Here is a 17,633-nt window from a genome sequence, read left to right on the forward strand (position 1 = left end):
CGCTATGCTGGCATCCACCGAGCGTCAAGGCCGTCGAGGTCTCCGGCCGCGTCCGCGCCCTCGGCGAGGGCTTCACCCATCTGCGCGTCGGCCGGCCGGTGGCCGCGCTGACGGTCGTCGACGGCGGCGGCTGCGCCGAGGTGGTGCGCACGTCCGCGGACCCGGTCGCGAGACGGGGCGTGCCCTGTGCCGCGCGGTGCGGGCCGTGGCGCGGGGAACCCTGCGGGTGCGGGTCGAGGACGGACCTGCCGCTGGAGCGGGCCGCCGAGGCACACCGCCGCATCGAGTCGGGTCGGGTCGGGCCACCGGCACGCTGGTACTCGGCCTCGCGACACGGTGAGCGCGGGGCGGGTGACCCGCTCTTTCCGGGTGGATCAGGAGCCGGGCGGCCGCGCCTCATCCGCGGCCGCCCCCGCCGTCGTGCCCGCTGCCGCCCCGCCGTCGTGCCCGCTGCCGCCCCCGCCGTTGTGCCCGCTGCCGCCCCCGCCGTTGTGCCCGTGCACCGGCCGGCGGGGCCCGCCTTGGGCAGCCGCATAAGGCCCGCTGGAGTCCGTGGCGGGAAAGCCGAGGTGAGGAAGTCGGCGGCGGCCGAGGGGCGCGGACGTCCGGCTTCCGGCCTGTGTCGAGCCTGGGTAACCTCGCGAGAATGACCGGAGACTGGACCGCGGGAGTGGCTCCGCCGCTGTACGGCCGGAGCAGCCAACGGCACGCCGTGGCCGCACTGTTGGACCGGGTACGGGCGAGCGGGGCGGACCGGCCGCGGACCGGTCGGCCGACCCCCGGGCGGGCGCCGGGAACGGACGGGCCGGACCGGCGGCGGGCGGACGTCCGCGTCCTGGTCGTGACCGGGGAGCGGGGCTGCGGCCGGACCGCCCTCCTCGAGTACGCGGCACTCCGCTTCGACGCGGGTCCCGTGCTCCGGGTGCCGGGCGGCGCACCGCGGCCCCATGGCCCGTACGGCATCCGGCAGGCCGTGTCCGAGGCGGCGGCGCGGGCCGGCTGCCCGTCCGCCGAGGGGCCGGACACCGCGACGGTGCCCGACGCGCTGCTCCACACCCTGCGGGCCGCGGCCCGGCGGGCGCCGGTTCTGGTGTGTGCCGACGACGCGCACCTGTGGGACCCGGCGTCCCGCGCGGCGCTCGGCCAGGTGGCGCGGCATCTGCACACCGCGGGCCCGGTGGGCCTGATCCTGGCGGTGGCCGGACCGCGCTCGGTGGACCGCGACCTGACCGGGCTGCCGGTGGTGCACGTGGGCCCGCTGTCCCGGGCCCGGTCCGCCGCGCTGCTGTACGACCTCGTCGGCCCGTCGGTGGACCCGGCCGTCCGTGACGCGCTGCTGGACGAGGCCGAGGGGAATCCGGCCCTGCTGACCGCCCTGGCCCGTCGTCTGTCCGCCGCCGAGCTGTGCGGACGCCGCCCGCTGCCGCGGCCGTTGGCGGACGCGGATCTGCTGGCCTCGATGGTCGGGGGCATCCCGGGCGGGCCGGCTCCCGGTGCCGACGCCCTTCAGTTGACCGTGGCGGCGGCGCTGCGCGAGCCGGAGCAGCCCGACGCCGATGCCGATGTCGTGCTGCGGGCCGTGGCGCGACTGCGGGGCGGTGCGGACATCGGGCCCCCGCCCCAGACGCTGCTGTGGGCGGACGGCCGGGTCCGGTTCGCCGACACGCTGACCCGCAGGGCCGTGTACGCGGCGGCGGACCCGGAGCGGCGCCGCGCCGCCCACCGGGCCTTGGCCGCTGTGCTGGCGGGCGACGGCCGCCGGCTGCTCGGGCTGCTGCACCGCGCCTGGTCCGCGACCGGCCCCGCGCCCCGGACGGCGACCGCGTTGGCGGATGCCGCCGAGGCGGGGGTGTCCGGCCCGCATCGGCTGCGTTCGGCGGCGTACGCCAGGGCCGCCGAGCTGACGACGGACGAGCGGACCAGGGCGGAGAGATACACGGCCGCCGCCGAGCAGGCGTCCTGCGCGGGCCGTCCGCACCAGGCCCTGCGGCTGGTCGCGGCGGCCCGCGGCGGTGCGGCGCCGGCCGCGGTGCACGGCCGCGCGGAACTGGTCCGGGGGGCCACGCTGCTGCGCGACGGTCCCGTGGCCGACGCCCGCGAGTCCTTCCTGCTGGCCGCTTCCCTGCTCGACGCCGACCTGCCCGCCCTGGCCACGGCCGCCGTGCTGGCCGCGGCCGACGCCGCGTGGGCGGCCGGCGATGTGACGGGCTGTCGGCGCGTACTCGACTCGGCGGCCTCCGCGCGGGTGCGCGCGCCGGGGCGGGGTGATCCGGACGACGGCCACCGGGCGGTGCCCCGCGCTATGGTGCCCCGCCCTACGGTGTTCTGTGATGCAGCGCGGGACGACCCGGCACCCGGCGCCGGGCCCCGCCCGAGAAGCGTGCGCGCGCCAGGAGGCCACGGGAGCCACGCGGCGGAACCGACCGCACCTCACCGGGACCCGGTGCACGACTACCGTCTCGGCATGCGGGCCGCCCTCGACGGACACTTCGACCGCGCCGCGCCCTCGCTGACCCGCGTACTGGAGAGCGCCGCCGGACCGGCCCACGACCCCGTGAGCCCGCTGCGTGCGGCGGCGGCCGCCCTGCTGCTGGGCGAGGTGGAGGAGGCCGGCCGGGCCGCCACCAGGGCGCTGGTGGCCGCGCGGGCCCGGGGCCACGCCGCGATGGTGCCGCAGGCGCTGGAGTACCTGGCCTACGCCGAGTTGCGGGCGGGGCGGCACGCACAGGCCCGCGCGCACGCCGAGGAGGGGCTCCGGGCGGCGGAGCGGACCGAACAGCGCAACGCGGCGGCCCACCATCACGCGGTGCTGGCCCTGGCCGCCTCCATCGAGGGGGAGGAGGCGGCCGTCTCGCACCATGTGCGGGCGGCGCTGGCCACGGCCCGGCGCCACGGGCTGGCGCAGGCGGCCACGCTCGCCCAGTGGGCGGCGGCCCGCGCCGACCTGGGACGCGGCCGTCCGCTGGAGGCCGCCGACCGGCTCGGGCCCCTGGTGCGGCCGGGTCCCCGGCGCGGGCACTTCGCGGTGTGGATGCTGGCCGTACCCTGCTTCGTCGAGGCGGCGGCGCTCTCGGGGCGGCCGGAGCAGGCCAGGGCGGTGGTGGAGGACTTCGCCCGGTGGGCGGCGTGTGGTGCGGACCCGCAGGCCCCCGCCCAACTGCTGCGCTGCCGCGCGCTCCTGGCCCCCGTGGACCGTGCGGACAGCCTGTACCTGACCGCTCTGGCGCTGCACGACGAGGCGGGCGGCGAGTTCGAGGCGGGCCGCACCGAGCTGAGTTACGGCAAGTGGCTGCGCCGGCGCCGCAGGCCGCGCGAAGCGCGCACCAGGCTCGGGTCGGCGCTGGTGGCCTTCGAGCGCTGCGGTGCCCGTGCGTGGGCGGACCAGACGGAGGCGGAGTTGCGGGCGAACGGGGCGGCCGCGAAGGGAGTGACCGCGAGGGGGACGGCCGGCGCCGGAGCGGGCGCGTGCCCGGAGCTGGCGGGCCTGACGCCGCAACAGCTGCGCATCGTCCGGTACGTGGCCGAGGGTGCCACCAACCGCGAGGTCGCCCGGAGCATGTCCGTCAGCCCCCGCACCGTCGACTACCACCTGCGCAACGTCTTCGCCACGCTCGGGATCCGCTCCCGGGTGGAGCTCGCCCTCCTGGTCGAGCAGGCCGAGAAGACCGGTGCACCGCTCTAGGGACCGACCGGACGGTATGCCATGCTTCGGTGAGGGCCAGTGGGGTGAGGCATCTGGACGGGGTCACCGCCGTGGTGCGGCTCGCCCCCGCCCGGCCTCAGGGAGCACCCGACGCGTATCCTCGCCGGGCCGCCGAACCGACCACGAGCCCCCCAACACCTCTGGAGAACCTTCCCGATGGCCGATCATCCGCCTGTCGAGCACCTGCGTCTGGACATCGCCGACCACGTCGCGACCCTGACCATCGACCGGCCCGCCAAGCGCAACGCCATGACCTTGGGCATGTGGTCGTCCTTCCCCCCGCTGCTGCGGAAGGCCGCCGATGACGAGCGCGTCAAGGTCCTGATCGTGCGCGGCACACCGCACTTCTCCGCCGGCGCCGACATCGGCGAGTTCGGCACCGTCCGCAGCGGGGCAGCGGGCGGACGCCACTACAACGAGGTGGTGGACGCGGCGGAGACCGCGCTCGCCTCGTTCCCCAAGCCCACCATCGCCGCCGTGAGCGGGTACTGCATCGGCGGCGGCTGCGAACTGGCCATCGCCTGCGACCTGCGGATCGCCGCCCGGGACGCCCGGCTGGCCATCACACCGGCCAAGGTGGGACTCGTCTACACCCACCAGTCCACCAAAGCACTGGCCCAACTGGTCGGACCGGCCTGGGCCAAGCAGATCCTGTTCACCGGCGAGCAGCTCGACGCGGCGCAGGCCCTGCGCATCGGCCTGGTCAACGAGGTCGTCGACGATCTCGACGCCCGGGTCGGCGAGCTCGCCCGCACGATCGCCGGCCGCGCCCAGCTCACCGTGCGCGCCGCCAAGACCATCCTGCGCCGCATCCAGGACGGCGCCGACACCGAGGACGAGGCCGTACGCGCCCTGTATGACGCCGGTTACGAGAGCGCCGACTACGCGGAGGGCGTCGCGGCCTTCGCCGCCAAGCGGCAGCCCCGGTTCTCCTGACCCTCCTGACCCTCCTGAGCTGGATCCCGCCGGTACCGGATCCCGCCGGGGCCGAAGGCCGCCAGTAACCCACTCCCGCCCAGCACGCACCCCTGGAGCAGCGATGAAGATCACCGGAGCAGTCCTGGAGGACATCGGGCGCCCCGCGCCCTACCAGCGCTCCCGTCCCCTGTCCATCAGCGAGCTGGACCTCGCCGCGCCCGGCCCGCAGGAAGTCCTCGTCCGTGTCGAGGCCGCCGGCCTGTGCCACTCCGACCTGTCGGTCGTCGACGGCAACCGGGTCCGCCCCACCCCCATGCTCCTGGGGCACGAGTCCGCGGGCATCGTCGAGGAGGTCGGCAGCGCCGTTACCGATCTCGCGCCGGGCCGGCGCGTCACGATGACGTTCCTGCCGCGGTGCGGTCGCTGCGCGGCGTGCGCCACGGGCGGCCTCATCCCCTGCGAGCCGGGCTCCGTCGCCAACAACGCGGGCACGCTGCTCGCCGGTGAGGTACGGCTGCGCCGCGGCGACGAGAAGGTGCTGCATCACCTCGGTGTCTCCGGTTTCGCCACGCACACCGTCGTGGACCGCCGCTCGGTGGTCCCGGTCGACGCCGATATCCCCCCGGAGGTCGCCGCCGTCCTGGGGTGCGCGGTACTCACCGGCGGTGGCGCGGTCGTCAACGCGGGCAAGCCACGGCCCGGTGACACCGTGGTGGTCGTCGGCTTGGGCGGAGTCGGCATGGCGGCCCTGCTCACGGCCCTGAGCGAGCCCGAGGTGACCGTGATCGCCGTCGACAGCCTCCGGGCCAAGCTGGACCGCGCGCTGGAGCTGGGCGCACAGGCCGCGCTCACCCCCGTCGAGGCGCTGGAATCCGGGGTGCGAGGCGCCGTCGTGATCGAGGCGGCGGGCAACGCGCGCGCCTTCGAATCCGCCGTGGAACTGACCGCTCCGGGCGGCCGCACCGTCACGGTGGGCCTGCCCTCCCCTGACGCCCGCTCCGCCATCTCCCCGCTCGGCCTCGTCGCCGAAGGCCGCTCCATCATCGGCAGCTACCTGGGATCCGCCGTTCCCGCCCGCGACATCCCCGTCTTCATCGAACGCTGGCGCACCGGCCGCCTCCCGGTGGAGGAACTGATCTCCTCCCGTATCCGCCTCGAGGAGATCAACGAGGCCCTGGACGAGCTCGCGGCAGGGCGCGCGGTGCGCCAGGTGATCACCTTCGACGGCGGGGGAACCCGGTGAGCCGGCCTCCCGCGGACCGCGATCCGCTTCCCGGACACTTCGCCGCCACCCGAGTCTTCCCGACGCGATGGGCCGACAACGACATGTACGGCCACATGAACAACGCGGTCTACTACCAGTTGTTCGACACCATGATCAACGGATGGCTGGCCACCCATGCCGCCGTCGATCCCATGGAGAGCACGGCGCTCAATCTCGTGGTCGAGTCCGGCTGCCGGTTCTTCTCCGAGGTCGGTTTCCCCGACGATGTCCTGGTCGGCCTGAACGTCGCCCGGCTGGGCAACAGCAGCGTCACCTACGCGCTCGGCCTCTTCTCACTCCCCCGCCGTCCCGGCACCGGCGCCGGTTCCGGCATCGACGCCGACGCCGATACCGACGCCGACGCCGATGCCCCGACGCTCGCGGCACTGGGGAACTGGGTGCACGTCTACGTCGATGCCAAGACCCGCCGGCCGACGCCGATCCCGGCCTCGGTCAGGGCCGCGCTCACCTCCCTGGTCAGGGAGCCGCGCCCTTGAGCGCCGGTCTCGGGGCCGGGTCCCGGCCCCCGCCGGAGGCGCCCGTGGCCCATCGGCGGTAGGCGGCGGCCCGGTCCCAGGCGTCCTCCCAGACACCGCTCGGTGCGCGGGAGACGCCGCATGCCGCCACGAAGTGGAGCAGCAGTGCCTTCGAGGGCATCCGCTCACCGCGGAGGACCGCTCCGACGGTGCTGTGCGGCAGGAGGGTCACTCCGTACGAGGTGGCCCGGTCCTCCAGCTCCCGCAGGGAAGGGCCGCCGGCCTCGAGCCGCATGGCCCGCATCGCCTGGAGCAGCTGGGCCGGGGTGTGGATGAACTCCGGCCCGAGGACCGGCTCGCGGCCACTGCTGGGCGCGGCGGAGTGGACGGAGCGGTGCTGCTCGGCGGCAGCGGTCCACATCCGTCGGGCCTGTGCCAGCTCGCCGCCGCAGGCGGTGACGAAGGCCGCGACGACGGGCCAGCGCGGCACCGTGGTGCCGCGGGCAGCCCGCCAGAGCGTGGCCGGCGCGAAGCCGGCCGCGGGTGTTTCACGCGCCATCCGCTGGTAGGTCAGTCCCGCCTGCCGGCGCAGTGACCGCAGCCACTGCGCCAGCTCGACGGCGGGATCGGCCTCCGCGTGGGCGCCTGGGGTGCGCCCCATCCCGGTGCTCCTCTACCGGACCCGGGAACGGGGGGCGACGGCCGCGATCGTGCGGCGCAGGAGCTCCACCCCGAGGAGACCGCCGGCGGTGAGGGTGGTGAGGACCGTCTCCAGTGTCATCCCGCAGGCCACCAGGGCGCCGGTGAGGAGCACGACCACGATCACGACGGTCACGGCAGGGGCCGGCAGCGCTATGCCGCCGGCCCGGCCGGGACCCTCCACACACGGCGTGTGCGCGGGAACCATGTTGTTCAATTCTTCTCCCTCGGCTCGTTGCCACTCGACTCGGTCCCCGGTACGCGATTCACCGCGTTGCAGCGCGGCGAACGCAGGACCTCAGCGAAATGGTCGACTGTCCGGGGACGGGGCAGCAAGGCGTCAACGGGCCGTCATTTCACCTTGTCCCACCGCGAGTTGAAACGAGACCGGCCGAACGATCCAGGTCACCGGGGGCCGGTGAGCGTCGGCGCGGGGCTCGGCCTCCGGGTCTGTCCGAGGTAGCGGCCGCGATCGACGTTGCGCGACGCCACCCTCACCTGCTTAGTTGTACTCGTTACCGAATGCGCGCCGATGCGAAGGGGAGGTGGAGATGACCCTGGCGCTCTACGGGGGAAGGCCGGCATGCCTATGCTCGCACCACCCCGCTCTCGTGTGCCCATGAGGCCCCGTCCACGCATACGCGTGTGACACCCGAGGGCCCGCACCTTTCACACCAGGCTTCCCCGGCCGTTGCCACTCGACGCAACAGGGGAATTCGGTCGTCGGCCGTTGCAGCGGCGGCGACCTTCGGTGTGGCCGTCCGCTGATCGCGGGCGGCCACACCACAGCTCACCGAGCCGTACGCTCTCGGACCCGTTCCGGGAAGATTGTTAGACAATCTGCGAGAGGGTGCGCCCGTGGGGGCGGAGGTCCCCATCAGGGAATCGACATACTCAACAGCCTGTTAAACAATCCAGACGTCCATTAGTGTGTCAGCCGGTTGACGAGACCGGACCGGGCAACTCAGCCTGACAGCGGAAGCGCGGGGCGGAGCACCGTCCTCACGACGACACAGGGACGATCACAGGTGGACGACAACGGCATCACGGGTGCGGCCAAGGGCTCCGCCACGCGCGCGGACCAGGCGTACGACACCTTGCGTTCGCTCCTGCTCTCCGGCCACTTCCCGCCGAACACCCGGCTCACCGAGGCCGACCTGACCCAGCTGCTCAACGTCTCGCGCGGCACGATCCGTTCGGTCCTGGCCCGGCTGGTGCAGGAGGGCTACGTCACCAGCGAGGTCAACCGCGGGGTGCGGACACGGGCGTTCTCCGTCGAGGAGGCCGCCGACATCCTGGAGACACGGGAGGTCCTGGAGTCCGCCCTCGCGGGCAAGGCCGCCGAGCGGGCGACGGAGGAGGAGATGAACGGCCTGCGCGGCACGCTGGACGGTATGCGGCAGGCCCAGGACCGCGGCGACCAGGCGGCGTACTCGCGCGGCAACCGCGCCTTCCACCAGAGCATCAAGGAAGCCGCTCATCAGGAGACCCTGGCGCGGGCCCTGGACGCGCTGCTGTACCCGCTGGTGATGCGGCAGTACCGCAACCTCTCGGCGCACCATCCGCGCAAGGGGTCGCTCGAAGAGCACGAGGCCATCCTCGCCGCGATCGTCACCCGCAATCCGGAGGCGGCGAGCGCGGCGATGCGCCACCACGTCGCATCGGCCCGGCGGGCGCTGTTGCTGGAGTACGCGGGGCGGGACGCCGCCGCGACGTAGTTCCCGGACGTGGTGGCCGCCGCCCGCCGTCCGGCCGGCGGGCGGCGGCCACCTGCCGGGAGGCCGGCTCAGGCGCCCTGGCTCCTCGGCCGCCGATCGCCCAGGCCCAGGCGCTTGAGGGCGTAGGTGTCCAGGGCCGTCAGCACCCCGTTGAGGGCGAGTGTCATCGCCACCAGGACGATCAGGCCCGCGAACTCGGTGGGGGCGTCGAGATTGGTGGCCGCGGTGAACAGTTGGTGGCCGACCCCCTCGGTCGAGGCGATGAACTCCCCGCCGATGACACCGAGGATGGCCAGCGGTCCGCCCGTCTTGAGGGCCGCGAAGAACGGTGCGGCCAGCGTGGGGATCGTCACGTAGCTGAGCACGTGGTGCCGGCGCCCGCCCATCACCTGGACGATCTCCACGAGTTCGCGTTCCCTCAGCCGCAGGCCCAGGTAGATGTTGTAGAAGACCACGAAGGCCACACCCATCGCGGCGATCGTGATCTTCGACAGGGGACCGATGCCGAAGAACAGCAGGAAGAGCGGGGCAAGCGCGATCTTGGGGATGCCGTTCAGGGCCGCGATCAGCGGCTCGAACACCCGGCCCATGAGCGGGACCGAGCCGAGCACCAGGCCCATCACCGTGCCTATCGCCACGCCGATGCCGAACCCGGCCACCACCTCGAAAGTCGTCGTCTTGATGTCGGTCCACCCGGCCGACGAGCCGAGCAGCTTCCACAGGGCGTGTGACACGTCGGTCGGCTTGCTGACGGCGTATTCGGGCAGGACGGAACCGCTCATCACCTGCCAGAGGCCCAGGACGAGGGCGATCACCGCGATGCGCAGCACCACCACCAGGGCCGTGCCCCGCCACGCATCGCTTCCGACGCCTCTCTTCCTGGTCGCCACCTTGACCTCGGTCTTGCTCTCCACGCTGCTGGCAGCAGTCACCATCGTCTGCTCCTTCCAGTCCTCATCGGGTGCGGCAGGCCGGCCGTCTCACGGCAGGTACGTGTTGGTCCAGTCGGCAGAAGTGATCTTCGGGTCCTTGGCGAGGGTGTCCAGGCTGCGCACGAAGCCCAGGGTGGACGTCCAGCCGGCGGCCGTCATCGAGACCTTCCTGGGCCACTCGACCTGCCGGAGGCTGCTCCGCAGCGCCTCGGCGGGCACGCCGGGCAGCGCCTTTTGGGCCACGCTCACCAGAGTCTTGTCCTTGCCGGCTCGCACATGTGTGCCCATGTAGTCCGTCGCCCGCTGGACGGCCGTGACGAACTTCGTCACGATCTCGGGGTGATCGGTGGCGTAGCTCTTCTCCGCCACCACGAACTGCCCGTAGCCGGCCTGTTCGGCGGACCACTCGGGCACCTTGTCCGGGTCGGCGACCACGACGCCGTCCCCGCCGCTCTGGACCTGTAGCGGAATGGGCTCGTTGGTGATGAACCAGTCGATCTGGCCGCTGTTCAGGGCGGCCTTGTCCGCCGCCGGACTCGGCAGCGTCGCCCACTTCACCTCGCCCGGGTCGACGCCGTGGGCCTTGAGGAAGATCCCCGCCTCGGCCTTGGTATTGGCGGAGCTGATGCCGCCGGTCGAGTCCGCCAGCGCCTTGGCCACCTGGGCGGCGGGGGTCCTCGCGGTCAGCCCGTGCCGCTGGGCGAACTTCTTGCCGACGACGATGCCGAGCGGGTTGCCGCCGCCGTCGGCGGCCACCGCGATCTCCGGGATTCCCTTGGAGACGGCGGACAGGAACCCCGTCGGACTGTCGTGGAGGAACTGCACCGAATCCGCGTGCAGCGCCGCGGGCCCCGTCGAGGCGGTCAGCGTCACCAGCTTGACCTTCAGGCCCTGCGCGCGGAAGTAACCATTCGCCTCGGCCACCTGAAGCGGCATGTCGTAGATATTGCCCCCGGCCCCCACGGTGAGGCTGGTGAGTCCGTCCGAGGAGTCGCTGCCGCAGGCGGTGAGCAGGGTCGAACCGAACACCGCGGCCGAGGCCAGGGCGAACAGCCGCCGGCCCCTGCCGGGCCGTGGCCGGGCGCCCCTTCGGGCGGTACCGGCCGCCGGGTTGTCGTGTGTCATGAACAGTCTCCTGTCACCAGGCCCGCTGGGTACGGAAAAAGCGCTGCCAGAAGTCGAGTCGGGGCGGGTCCGCCAGCGGGATCGGCGCGAAGCCGCCCCCGACCTCCATGACGGCGGGCGCCTCCGGTGTCCACGCCGGCCAGTGCGGCAGGCCGGGGCCGTTGGGGTCGCCGGTGGCCACGAAGTTGGCCCAGTAGCCGCTCATGGTCCGTGCGATGTCGCGGTCCTCGTCGGTCCACTCGGCACGGTCGGGGTGGAGGTTGCCGAATACGAAGTCGATCTCGGAGCCGTGCGCGGCGCGGCGGGTGCCCTGCCCCGTCGCCGGTGAGGCATGGGTCCAGAAATACGTGTACACGGGCCGACTGGCGTGTGCGGCCCAGTCCTTCGCCCACAGCCAGGTGGAGATCCTGGCGTTGTCGCGCACCGCCGCGCAGTGGGCGCGCGCCGCCTCGTCGTCGGTGTCCGCCGGGTAGAGCCGCAGGAATTCCCCGGCCATCGCCCCGAACTTACGCTGTGCCGCGGCGACGTAGTCCTCCCGGGTCACATGGACCGGAGGCGCGCCCGCCCGCCGGTCCCTGCGCCCCGCCGCCCGGTGGGCCGCGAAGGTGCTCTCCGGAACCGCCCCGCCCTCGTCGAGGTTGTTCCCGGCCAGGTACCAGACATCGTTCTGGAGCCCCTTGCCGTACGTCTCCGCATAGCCGTGGGGGATCACCCGGCCGTCGACGACCGGGCGGAACATCGGCGGTTTCGCCGAACTCCCCGTCTCGACGGCGGTGTCGACGGCCGAGACGTTGCCTTCGATCAGCTTCTGCCACGGCAGCGACCGCAGCCGCTGGAGGGTCCGCGCCCCGCGCTCCGCCGCGAACCGGGCGCCCGCGCTTTCGGCATCGGCCAGGGTCCGGTAGGACGTCGCCAGGTAGCGCAGTTCAAGGTCGCGGGAGTGGCGGGCGTGGCTCTGCGCGACCGCCCGCTGGAAGAGCCCCTTGGCCAGCGGTGACATGGCCAGGAAGTTCACCGATCCGGCGCCGGCCGACTGCCCGGCCACCGTGACCCGGTCCGGGTCGCCGCCGAAGTGGGCGATGTTGCGCCGGACCCAGTGGAGCGCCGCGATCTGGTCGAGCAGTCCGTAGTTGCCGGAGACGTGGTGGCCGGATTCCTCGCTGAGCTCGGGGGTGGCCAGGAACCCGAAGGCGCCCAGGCGATAGTTGAAGGTCACCACCACCACGCCCTGGCCGGCCAGGTGCTCGCCGTCGTAGCGGGGGTCGGCACCCGTGCCGATGCGGAAGCCGCCGCCGTAGATCCAGACGAGCACCGGACGCGGCCGCTCATCCGCCGGGTCCGCCCCGGTCCAGACGTTGAGGTACAGGCAGTCCTCACTCATCGGCAGGTCGAGGCCGTCCAGCTCGGGGCCCGGCGCCTGCGGGCATATCGGGCCGAAGCCGTTGGCCTTGCGCACCCCGGTCCAGGGCACCGGGGGCTGGGGCGGTCTCCAGCGGAGATCCGCGACCGGCGGGGCGGCGTAGGGGATACCGCGGAAGACGGTGATCGACCGGTCCCGTCCCGGTATGCCCTCCACCAGGCCCGCTTCGGTCTTCACTGGCTGGTGCATGGTTCTCTTTTCGGTCGGCGGCGGGCCTTCGTCACCGGGACGAGGCGTCGGCCGCGGAGGGGGCGCCCTCCCGTCGCGCCTGGAGGAGCAGTGCCTGCCGGGCGGCGGCGACGTGGTGGCGCATGGCGGCGACGGCCGCCTGGGGATTGCGGGTGACGATGGCCAGGAAGATGGCCTGGTGCTCCGCCAGCGATCCGGTGCGCGGATGCGGTGCGGAGAGGTCGCGGTACTGGCGCATCACCAGGGGGTACAGCAGGGTGTCGTACGCTCGGGCCAGGGTGTGCTGGTGGGCGGCCTCCTTCACCTGCTGGTGGAAGCGCCGGTTGCCCCGGGAGTAGCCCGCCTCGTCCCCCCGGGACGCGCAGTCCTCCATCGTCTCCAGCGTGCCGCGCAGCGCTTGGATCTCTTCGTCGGTGGCCCGCTCCGCGGCCTTGCCCGCCAGGGCGGATTCCAGTGTTTCGCGTGCCTCCAGGATGTCCGCGGCCTCCTCGACCGAGAAGCTCCGCGTGCGCACCCCGCGGTTGACCTCACTGGTGACGTAGCCCTCCTGGGTCAGCTGGACCAGGACCGCCCGCATGGTGCTGCGCGAGACGTCGAACATGCGGGTCAGGTCGGCCTCGGTGAGCCGGGTGCCCGGCTCGATGCTGCCCGACAGCAGCAGTGAGCGCAGCCCTTCGTAGGCCTGGCTCTGCCGGGTCGGTGAGGGGCCCGCGTCCGCGTCGTCGAAGCCGTGGGAATCCACTGTGATCACCCTGTAGGTCTGCTCGAAGAGGACAACTGTTCGGGGAAGTATCACCGACGCGCGGTCGGCCTCCGGCGAGCGCGGAACGGCCGCGGGCGGGCGGTCAGGCGCGGGCGCCGGCCAGTCCCGGGTACAGGCGCCGGGCCGTACCCGCGAAGATCTCCTGCCGGTCGTGCTCCGACAGCACCACCAGGACCGCCTGGGCGAGGGCGAGGAGTTCCGGCAGGGACTGCTCGGCCGCCGGGCAGTTCGAGCCCCAGGCGATCCGCTCGGCGCCGAACGCCTCGACGACCGGTCCGAGGAAGTCACCCGCCCGCTCGCCGGCATCGCGCAGCCGTTCCAGGTTGCGGTGGGTGAGCTTAAGGTGCAGGCCCGGATGCACGGCGAGCTCCGCGACCTCGGCTCCGGCGCGGGCGGGCGAGGCGGCGATGTCGGGGTAGCCGATGTGGTCGAGCAGCACCCGCACGCCGGGGAACCGCTCCAGGAGTTCCACCAGTTGCTTGGTGGCCGGGCCGAGGCGCATCTGGAGGCACACGGGTACGCCCAGGTCCCCGGCCCGCTCCCAGAACGCGTACGTCTCGGGTGCGGCGAACCACTCGCCCTGGGTGGGCACGGTGCTGCCGCTGGTGAACAGCCGCACCCCGGCCAGACCGCCCTCGCCGAACGCGGCCTCGAGCGAGTCGGCGGCGTCCGGGCGCAGCGGGTCGACGGTGCCGACGGCCACGAAGCGCCCCGGCCGGCGGCGGCTGCTGTCGAGGACGTACGCGTTGTCGTAGCCGTAGTGCGTGGTGGCCTGGACCAGGACGGCCTGGTCGATGCCGGTCGCGTCCATGCGGTCGACCATGCCCTCGGCGGTCACCGGCCGGGAGGCGGCCCATTCCGACTGCTTGCCGCCGATCGGCGCCTTGGGGTATCGGGTCAGGTCATCGGAGATGATGTGGCAGTGTGCGTCGACGACGTCCACGATGGGTGCTCCCTTGTGTTCGGTGTCTTCTGTTACGAGCCGGCTCAGGCGTCCGGGTAGTCGCCCGCGGCGAACAGCGATCGCGGGTCGGCGGGGAAGTCCGCGTCGAGCAGATGCTGGTCCGTGGCGAACCGCACCATCGCGTGCAGGCTGGGCTCGTTGGCCGTGATGCCGTAGGGGACGGGGTCGCCGCCGATCTGTTTTCCCTGGCGGGCCAGCCGGGGCACCGCCGACCACTCGGGCCGGGCGGCGAGGTGCCGGCGCTTGCTCTCCGCGAACGCCGCGTACAGCTTGCCCGGCAGATCGGGGTCGCGCTCGACGAGCTCGGAGCGCACCGAGATCAGCGAGTGCAGCGGGTAGACGCCGGTCCGCAGGTAGTGGTCCACGGCGAGCGTCCCGGCCTCGGGGAAGAGCGGGTACGGGCCGTCTTCGCCACCGGGCTCCGGTTCGGCCGCCGCCGTCCAGCCGGCCCGGGGCGCGCCCGCCCGCCCGGTCCCGGCGTTGCCGGTCAGCGCGGCGTCGATCTCACCGTTGCGCAGCAGCTCGCCCAGCGAGCGGCCGTCGGTGACCCGTTCGACGTTGGGCGGGACCCGGCCCTCGATGTGGTCGTCGTCGTCGACCACCCAGGTGATCGTGTCAATGTCCACGCCGTACTCGTCGCGCAGTACGCCCCGCACCCATACGCCCGTGCTCACCGAGTAGGCGCGTACGCCGATCCGGCGTCCCTCCAGGTCCCGCGGCACACGGATACCGGAGTGCGCGGCGCACTGCACGTCGCCGTGGTGGAAGCGCCGGTTGAGGAACACCGGGATCGCGGTCAGCGGTATTCCTTCCTGGCGTGCCATCAGATACGACACCGGCGCCAGTTCGCACACGTCGAACTCCAGGTCCCGGATCATCCGCCGGTAGGCGCCGATGACCGGCTTGACCTCCACCGGCTCGACCAGGTAGCCGTCGATCTCGACGTCACCGTCCAGCAGCGGCCGCGCGTGCGGGTAGTCCCCGAAGACCACCGTGAGCTTGTCCATACCCTGTTTTCCTTCTTTCCGTAGGTGATCCGGCCGTCCCCGCCGCGGCCTCAGCCGCCGAGCCGGGACGGCGGTACGCCGAGTGCCGCGCAGGTCCGCTCGACGAGTTCGTCGTAGTCCACCGCCTGCGGGATCACGCCCTGCTCGAGCGCGTAGGCGGCGGCCTTGGTGAACGCGCCGCGCAGGGCGCCGAAGCCCACGGGGTGCAGGGGCACCGGCCCCGGCTCGGCTGTGGCGGTGAGCACCGACCGCATCGCGTCGTAGGCGGCGAGGATGGCGGCGGAGTGCTCCGCGGCGGCTTTCCCGGAGACCCCGACCACATGGTTGACCGGGATGAACCCCTGGTCCCTCGACCACTGTTCGGCGATCCGGTGGGCGTCTGCGATGGCGGTGCGGATGCGGTCGTCGGAGGGCAGTCCATTGCCCATGATCCCGAAGTCGAGCCGGCCTTCCAGGAAGTCCGCCTGGAGCTTGGCCCCCTCCGGGGCCCGCTGCACCCAGGACGGGTCGTCGGCACCGTCGACGTGGCTGCCCTCGTACGTCGTCCAGTCCACCGTGCGCAGGTCGACGCCGTAGCTCTCGGTGAGGAAGCCGCGCATCCACACGCCGGTGGTCTGGCTCCAGGAGCGGACTCCGACGCTGTGCCCTGCCACGTCGGCGACCGACAGCCTGCCGAGGGTCACCAGGGTCTGGTGCTGGTGGCGTCCGAGGGTGGTGACCGGCAGCAGCAGTACCGGCTTGCCGTGGGCGACGGCCTGGAGAACGGTCACGATCGCCACTTCGCACAGGTCCGCGTCCGACGCGTTCACGAAACCGCGGGAGGCCTTGTGCACCGGGCTGATGTCGAGCCGTTCGGGCTCCGTGCCCGCCTCGCGGACCGCCGACACCGCGGCGGCCGCGAGATCGTCACGGCCGAGCACCAACTTCATGTCTCTCTCTCCTTTTGTTCAGCGGACGGCGGGGCGTCTCAGAGCTGCTGACCGGGGTTGGCGGTCCGCGCTGTGTGGTGCCGCTCGTGGTGCTGCCGCAGCAGGTCGACGCCGAAGTCGTTGCCGTTGGGGGTACGGACGATGGTGTGGATGTGCCGGCGCGAGTGGTAGTCGTTGTCGAAGATGACGCCGGGCATGTGCTCGAACTCGACGAGGATCACCGGGCTGTGGAAGCGGTAGTAGAAGGTGGAGTCGGGGTCGCCGATCCACCCGAAGTGCGTGTCCCCCTCATGGGCCAGCACCTCCCGCATGCGCACCCGGGCCTGGTCGTCACGGGCCCGGTTCACGTACAGGCCGAGGAGTCGGAGCGCGGTGTCCCGCTGGCCGGGTGACATCTCGCTCAGCCGCAGTCCCTCGTAGTCGAGCTCCCAGTTGTCCCGGAAGGCTCCGACGAACAGTTCCTCCGGCTGTGTGTCCGCGATGGTGGCGCGTTCCCGCTGCCGGCGGCCGAGTTGGGTGAACAGCTCGTGGCCGAGTCCTTCCTCGGCGCGAAAGGCCATGGTCCCGGCGTACTTCCCGGACCCGGCGACCGCCGGCTCGGCGCCGAGGAAGGAGGGGGTGAGGACCATCTGGTCCCCGACGAGAACGCAGTTGACGTTGACGTGGTGTCCGTCGAGCTGCCAGCCCCACGGGCCGCCGTTCTCCGGCTCCCCGTAGACGGAGAACCAGTACAGCCACTCGTTGAGCCCTTCCTCGTTGTCGCTCAGCTCGCCGATGGTGCGGTTGAGGTGCATCAGGTCGACCATCTGGCCGTACCCGTAGGCGCTGAGGCTTTCCCGTATGACGTTCATGGCCCGCAGGCGCTGGCTGTCGTCGAGGTCCTCGAGCAACATGCCGTGGCGCAGGAAGTACCGGGCGCCGTTGTTCCAGTGCCGCCAGCTCACGTCGTCCATCGGGAACCGACCCTCGGCGAGCTGCCGCTCGGTCAGGCCCGCCAGGTAGTCCTCCGCGGCCTGGTACACCTTGCGGACGTCCGCCCCGGTGCCGCGCAGCGGGAACAGTCCCGGCCGGATGCCGTCCGAAGTGGCCACTCCCCGAAAGGGCTCGTCCGCCGCCCTCACCCGCCAGGCGACCTTTTCGAGCAGCTCCGGTGTCCAGACCTTCGGCTTGCGCGTGGGCGGGTTGCCCCGCTTCCTCAGCCCTACCGGCTCCTTCATGACCGCCCCTCCTTTCGATGTTCCGGCACGGGTGCGCCGCCCAGGTGGCGCACCCGTGCCGAGCGCCTCCTCAGGTGTCGAGGAAGGCCGTCTTCTCCTGTGGCTCCGCGACATCCACCGGTTGCGTGATGAGGCCCGGTTCCAGGGCGTAGCGGCCGGCGATCTCCAGACAGGCGACCAGCGACGCGCTCCACCCGGCCGCGACCACGCGTCCGGCGGATGCGTCGTCACCGGTGGTCCGGCCGGACGCGCGGACGCCCACGCGCCGGCCGGTGAGCACCGTCAGCGGTGTGCCCACGCGTGTCCCGT

At 72.8% G+C, this 17,633-nt stretch carries 16 protein-coding genes; 5 read left to right on the forward strand and 11 right to left on the reverse strand.

The window, feature by feature from the left end:
* The first annotated feature begins 646 nt into the window (after positions 1 to 646).
* From N6H00_RS01630 to N6H00_RS01645, 4 genes are all read left to right on the forward strand, one after another.
* Entirely contained in the window at positions 647 to 3,682 is a 3,036-nt protein-coding gene (locus N6H00_RS01630) for a helix-turn-helix transcriptional regulator (protein ID WP_268969692.1), read from the forward strand.
* A 177-nt stretch (positions 3,683 to 3,859) separates the two neighbouring features.
* Positions 3,860 to 4,639 (forward strand): enoyl-CoA hydratase-related protein, encoded by a 780-nt coding sequence (locus tag N6H00_RS01635; protein WP_268969693.1) that lies wholly within the window; start codon positions 3,860 to 3,862, stop codon positions 4,637 to 4,639.
* Positions 4,640 to 4,742: 103 nt separating this feature from the next.
* Complete coding sequence (locus N6H00_RS01640) at positions 4,743 to 5,864, forward strand: alcohol dehydrogenase catalytic domain-containing protein (protein ID WP_268969694.1); 1,122 nt, start codon at positions 4,743 to 4,745, stop codon at positions 5,862 to 5,864.
* Positions 5,861 to 6,382, forward strand: coding sequence for an acyl-CoA thioesterase (locus N6H00_RS01645; protein ID WP_268969695.1), 522 nt, complete (start codon positions 5,861 to 5,863; stop codon positions 6,380 to 6,382). Before N6H00_RS01640 ends, N6H00_RS01645 begins: the two co-directional genes overlap by 4 nt.
* Here the strand turns inward: N6H00_RS01645 and N6H00_RS01650 are convergent.
* A complete protein-coding gene (locus tag N6H00_RS01650) occupies positions 6,363 to 7,022 on the reverse strand; it encodes a helix-turn-helix transcriptional regulator (RefSeq protein ID WP_268969696.1) in 660 nt (219 codons plus the stop codon). The two genes, N6H00_RS01645 and N6H00_RS01650, sit on opposite strands and share 20 nt — an antisense overlap.
* A gap of 12 nt (positions 7,023 to 7,034) precedes the next feature.
* Positions 7,035 to 7,277, reverse strand: coding sequence for a hypothetical protein (locus N6H00_RS01655; RefSeq protein ID WP_268969697.1), 243 nt, complete (start codon positions 7,275 to 7,277; stop codon positions 7,035 to 7,037).
* 811 nt (positions 7,278 to 8,088) lie between these two features.
* On the opposite strand from N6H00_RS01655, the gene N6H00_RS01660 reads away from it, so the two are divergent.
* Complete coding sequence (locus tag N6H00_RS01660) at positions 8,089 to 8,778, forward strand: GntR family transcriptional regulator (protein ID WP_268969698.1); 690 nt, start codon at positions 8,089 to 8,091, stop codon at positions 8,776 to 8,778.
* Between the two features lie 68 nt (positions 8,779 to 8,846).
* Here N6H00_RS01660 and N6H00_RS01665 read toward each other — a convergent pair whose 3' ends face one another.
* From N6H00_RS01665 to N6H00_RS01705, 9 genes are all read right to left on the reverse strand, one after another.
* A complete protein-coding gene (locus N6H00_RS01665) occupies positions 8,847 to 9,713 on the reverse strand; it encodes an ABC transporter permease (protein WP_268969699.1) in 867 nt (288 codons plus the stop codon).
* A gap of 45 nt (positions 9,714 to 9,758) precedes the next feature.
* Positions 9,759 to 10,835: an ABC transporter substrate-binding protein gene (locus N6H00_RS01670; protein ID WP_268969700.1), complete on the reverse strand. Its 1,077-nt coding sequence runs from the start codon at positions 10,833 to 10,835 to the stop codon at positions 9,759 to 9,761.
* A 13-nt stretch (positions 10,836 to 10,848) separates the two neighbouring features.
* Complete coding sequence (locus N6H00_RS01675) at positions 10,849 to 12,444, reverse strand: carboxylesterase/lipase family protein (protein ID WP_268969701.1); 1,596 nt, start codon at positions 12,442 to 12,444, stop codon at positions 10,849 to 10,851.
* A gap of 31 nt (positions 12,445 to 12,475) precedes the next feature.
* Positions 12,476 to 13,186 (reverse strand): GntR family transcriptional regulator, encoded by a 711-nt coding sequence (locus N6H00_RS01680; protein WP_268969702.1) that lies wholly within the window; start codon positions 13,184 to 13,186, stop codon positions 12,476 to 12,478.
* A 103-nt stretch (positions 13,187 to 13,289) separates the two neighbouring features.
* Positions 13,290 to 14,150 carry an amidohydrolase family protein gene (locus N6H00_RS01685; protein ID WP_268969703.1) on the reverse strand — a complete coding sequence of 287 codons (861 nt, stop codon included), beginning with the start codon at positions 14,148 to 14,150 and terminating at the stop codon, positions 13,290 to 13,292.
* 44 nt (positions 14,151 to 14,194) lie between these two features.
* The gene (locus N6H00_RS01690) at positions 14,195 to 15,178 is read right to left on the reverse strand and encodes an ABC transporter substrate-binding protein (RefSeq protein ID WP_268969704.1); all 984 of its coding nucleotides are present in this window, start codon (positions 15,176 to 15,178) and stop codon (positions 14,195 to 14,197) included.
* Positions 15,179 to 15,228: 50 nt separating this feature from the next.
* Complete coding sequence (locus N6H00_RS01695; protein ID WP_268969705.1) at positions 15,229 to 16,107, reverse strand: hypothetical protein; 879 nt, start codon at positions 16,105 to 16,107, stop codon at positions 15,229 to 15,231.
* A gap of 38 nt (positions 16,108 to 16,145) precedes the next feature.
* On the reverse strand, positions 16,146 to 17,324 hold the full coding sequence (locus N6H00_RS01700; protein WP_268969706.1) for a DUF3500 domain-containing protein: 1,179 nt from the start codon (positions 17,322 to 17,324) through the stop codon (positions 16,146 to 16,148).
* 70 nt (positions 17,325 to 17,394) lie between these two features.
* On the reverse strand, positions 17,395 to 17,622 hold the full coding sequence (locus N6H00_RS01705; RefSeq protein WP_268969707.1) for a hypothetical protein: 228 nt from the start codon (positions 17,620 to 17,622) through the stop codon (positions 17,395 to 17,397).
* Positions 17,623 to 17,633 lie beyond the last annotated feature (11 nt).

Source organism: Streptomyces sp. S465 (assembly GCF_026898115.1).
Classification (GTDB): domain Bacteria; phylum Actinomycetota; class Actinomycetes; order Streptomycetales; family Streptomycetaceae; genus Streptomyces; species Streptomyces luomodiensis.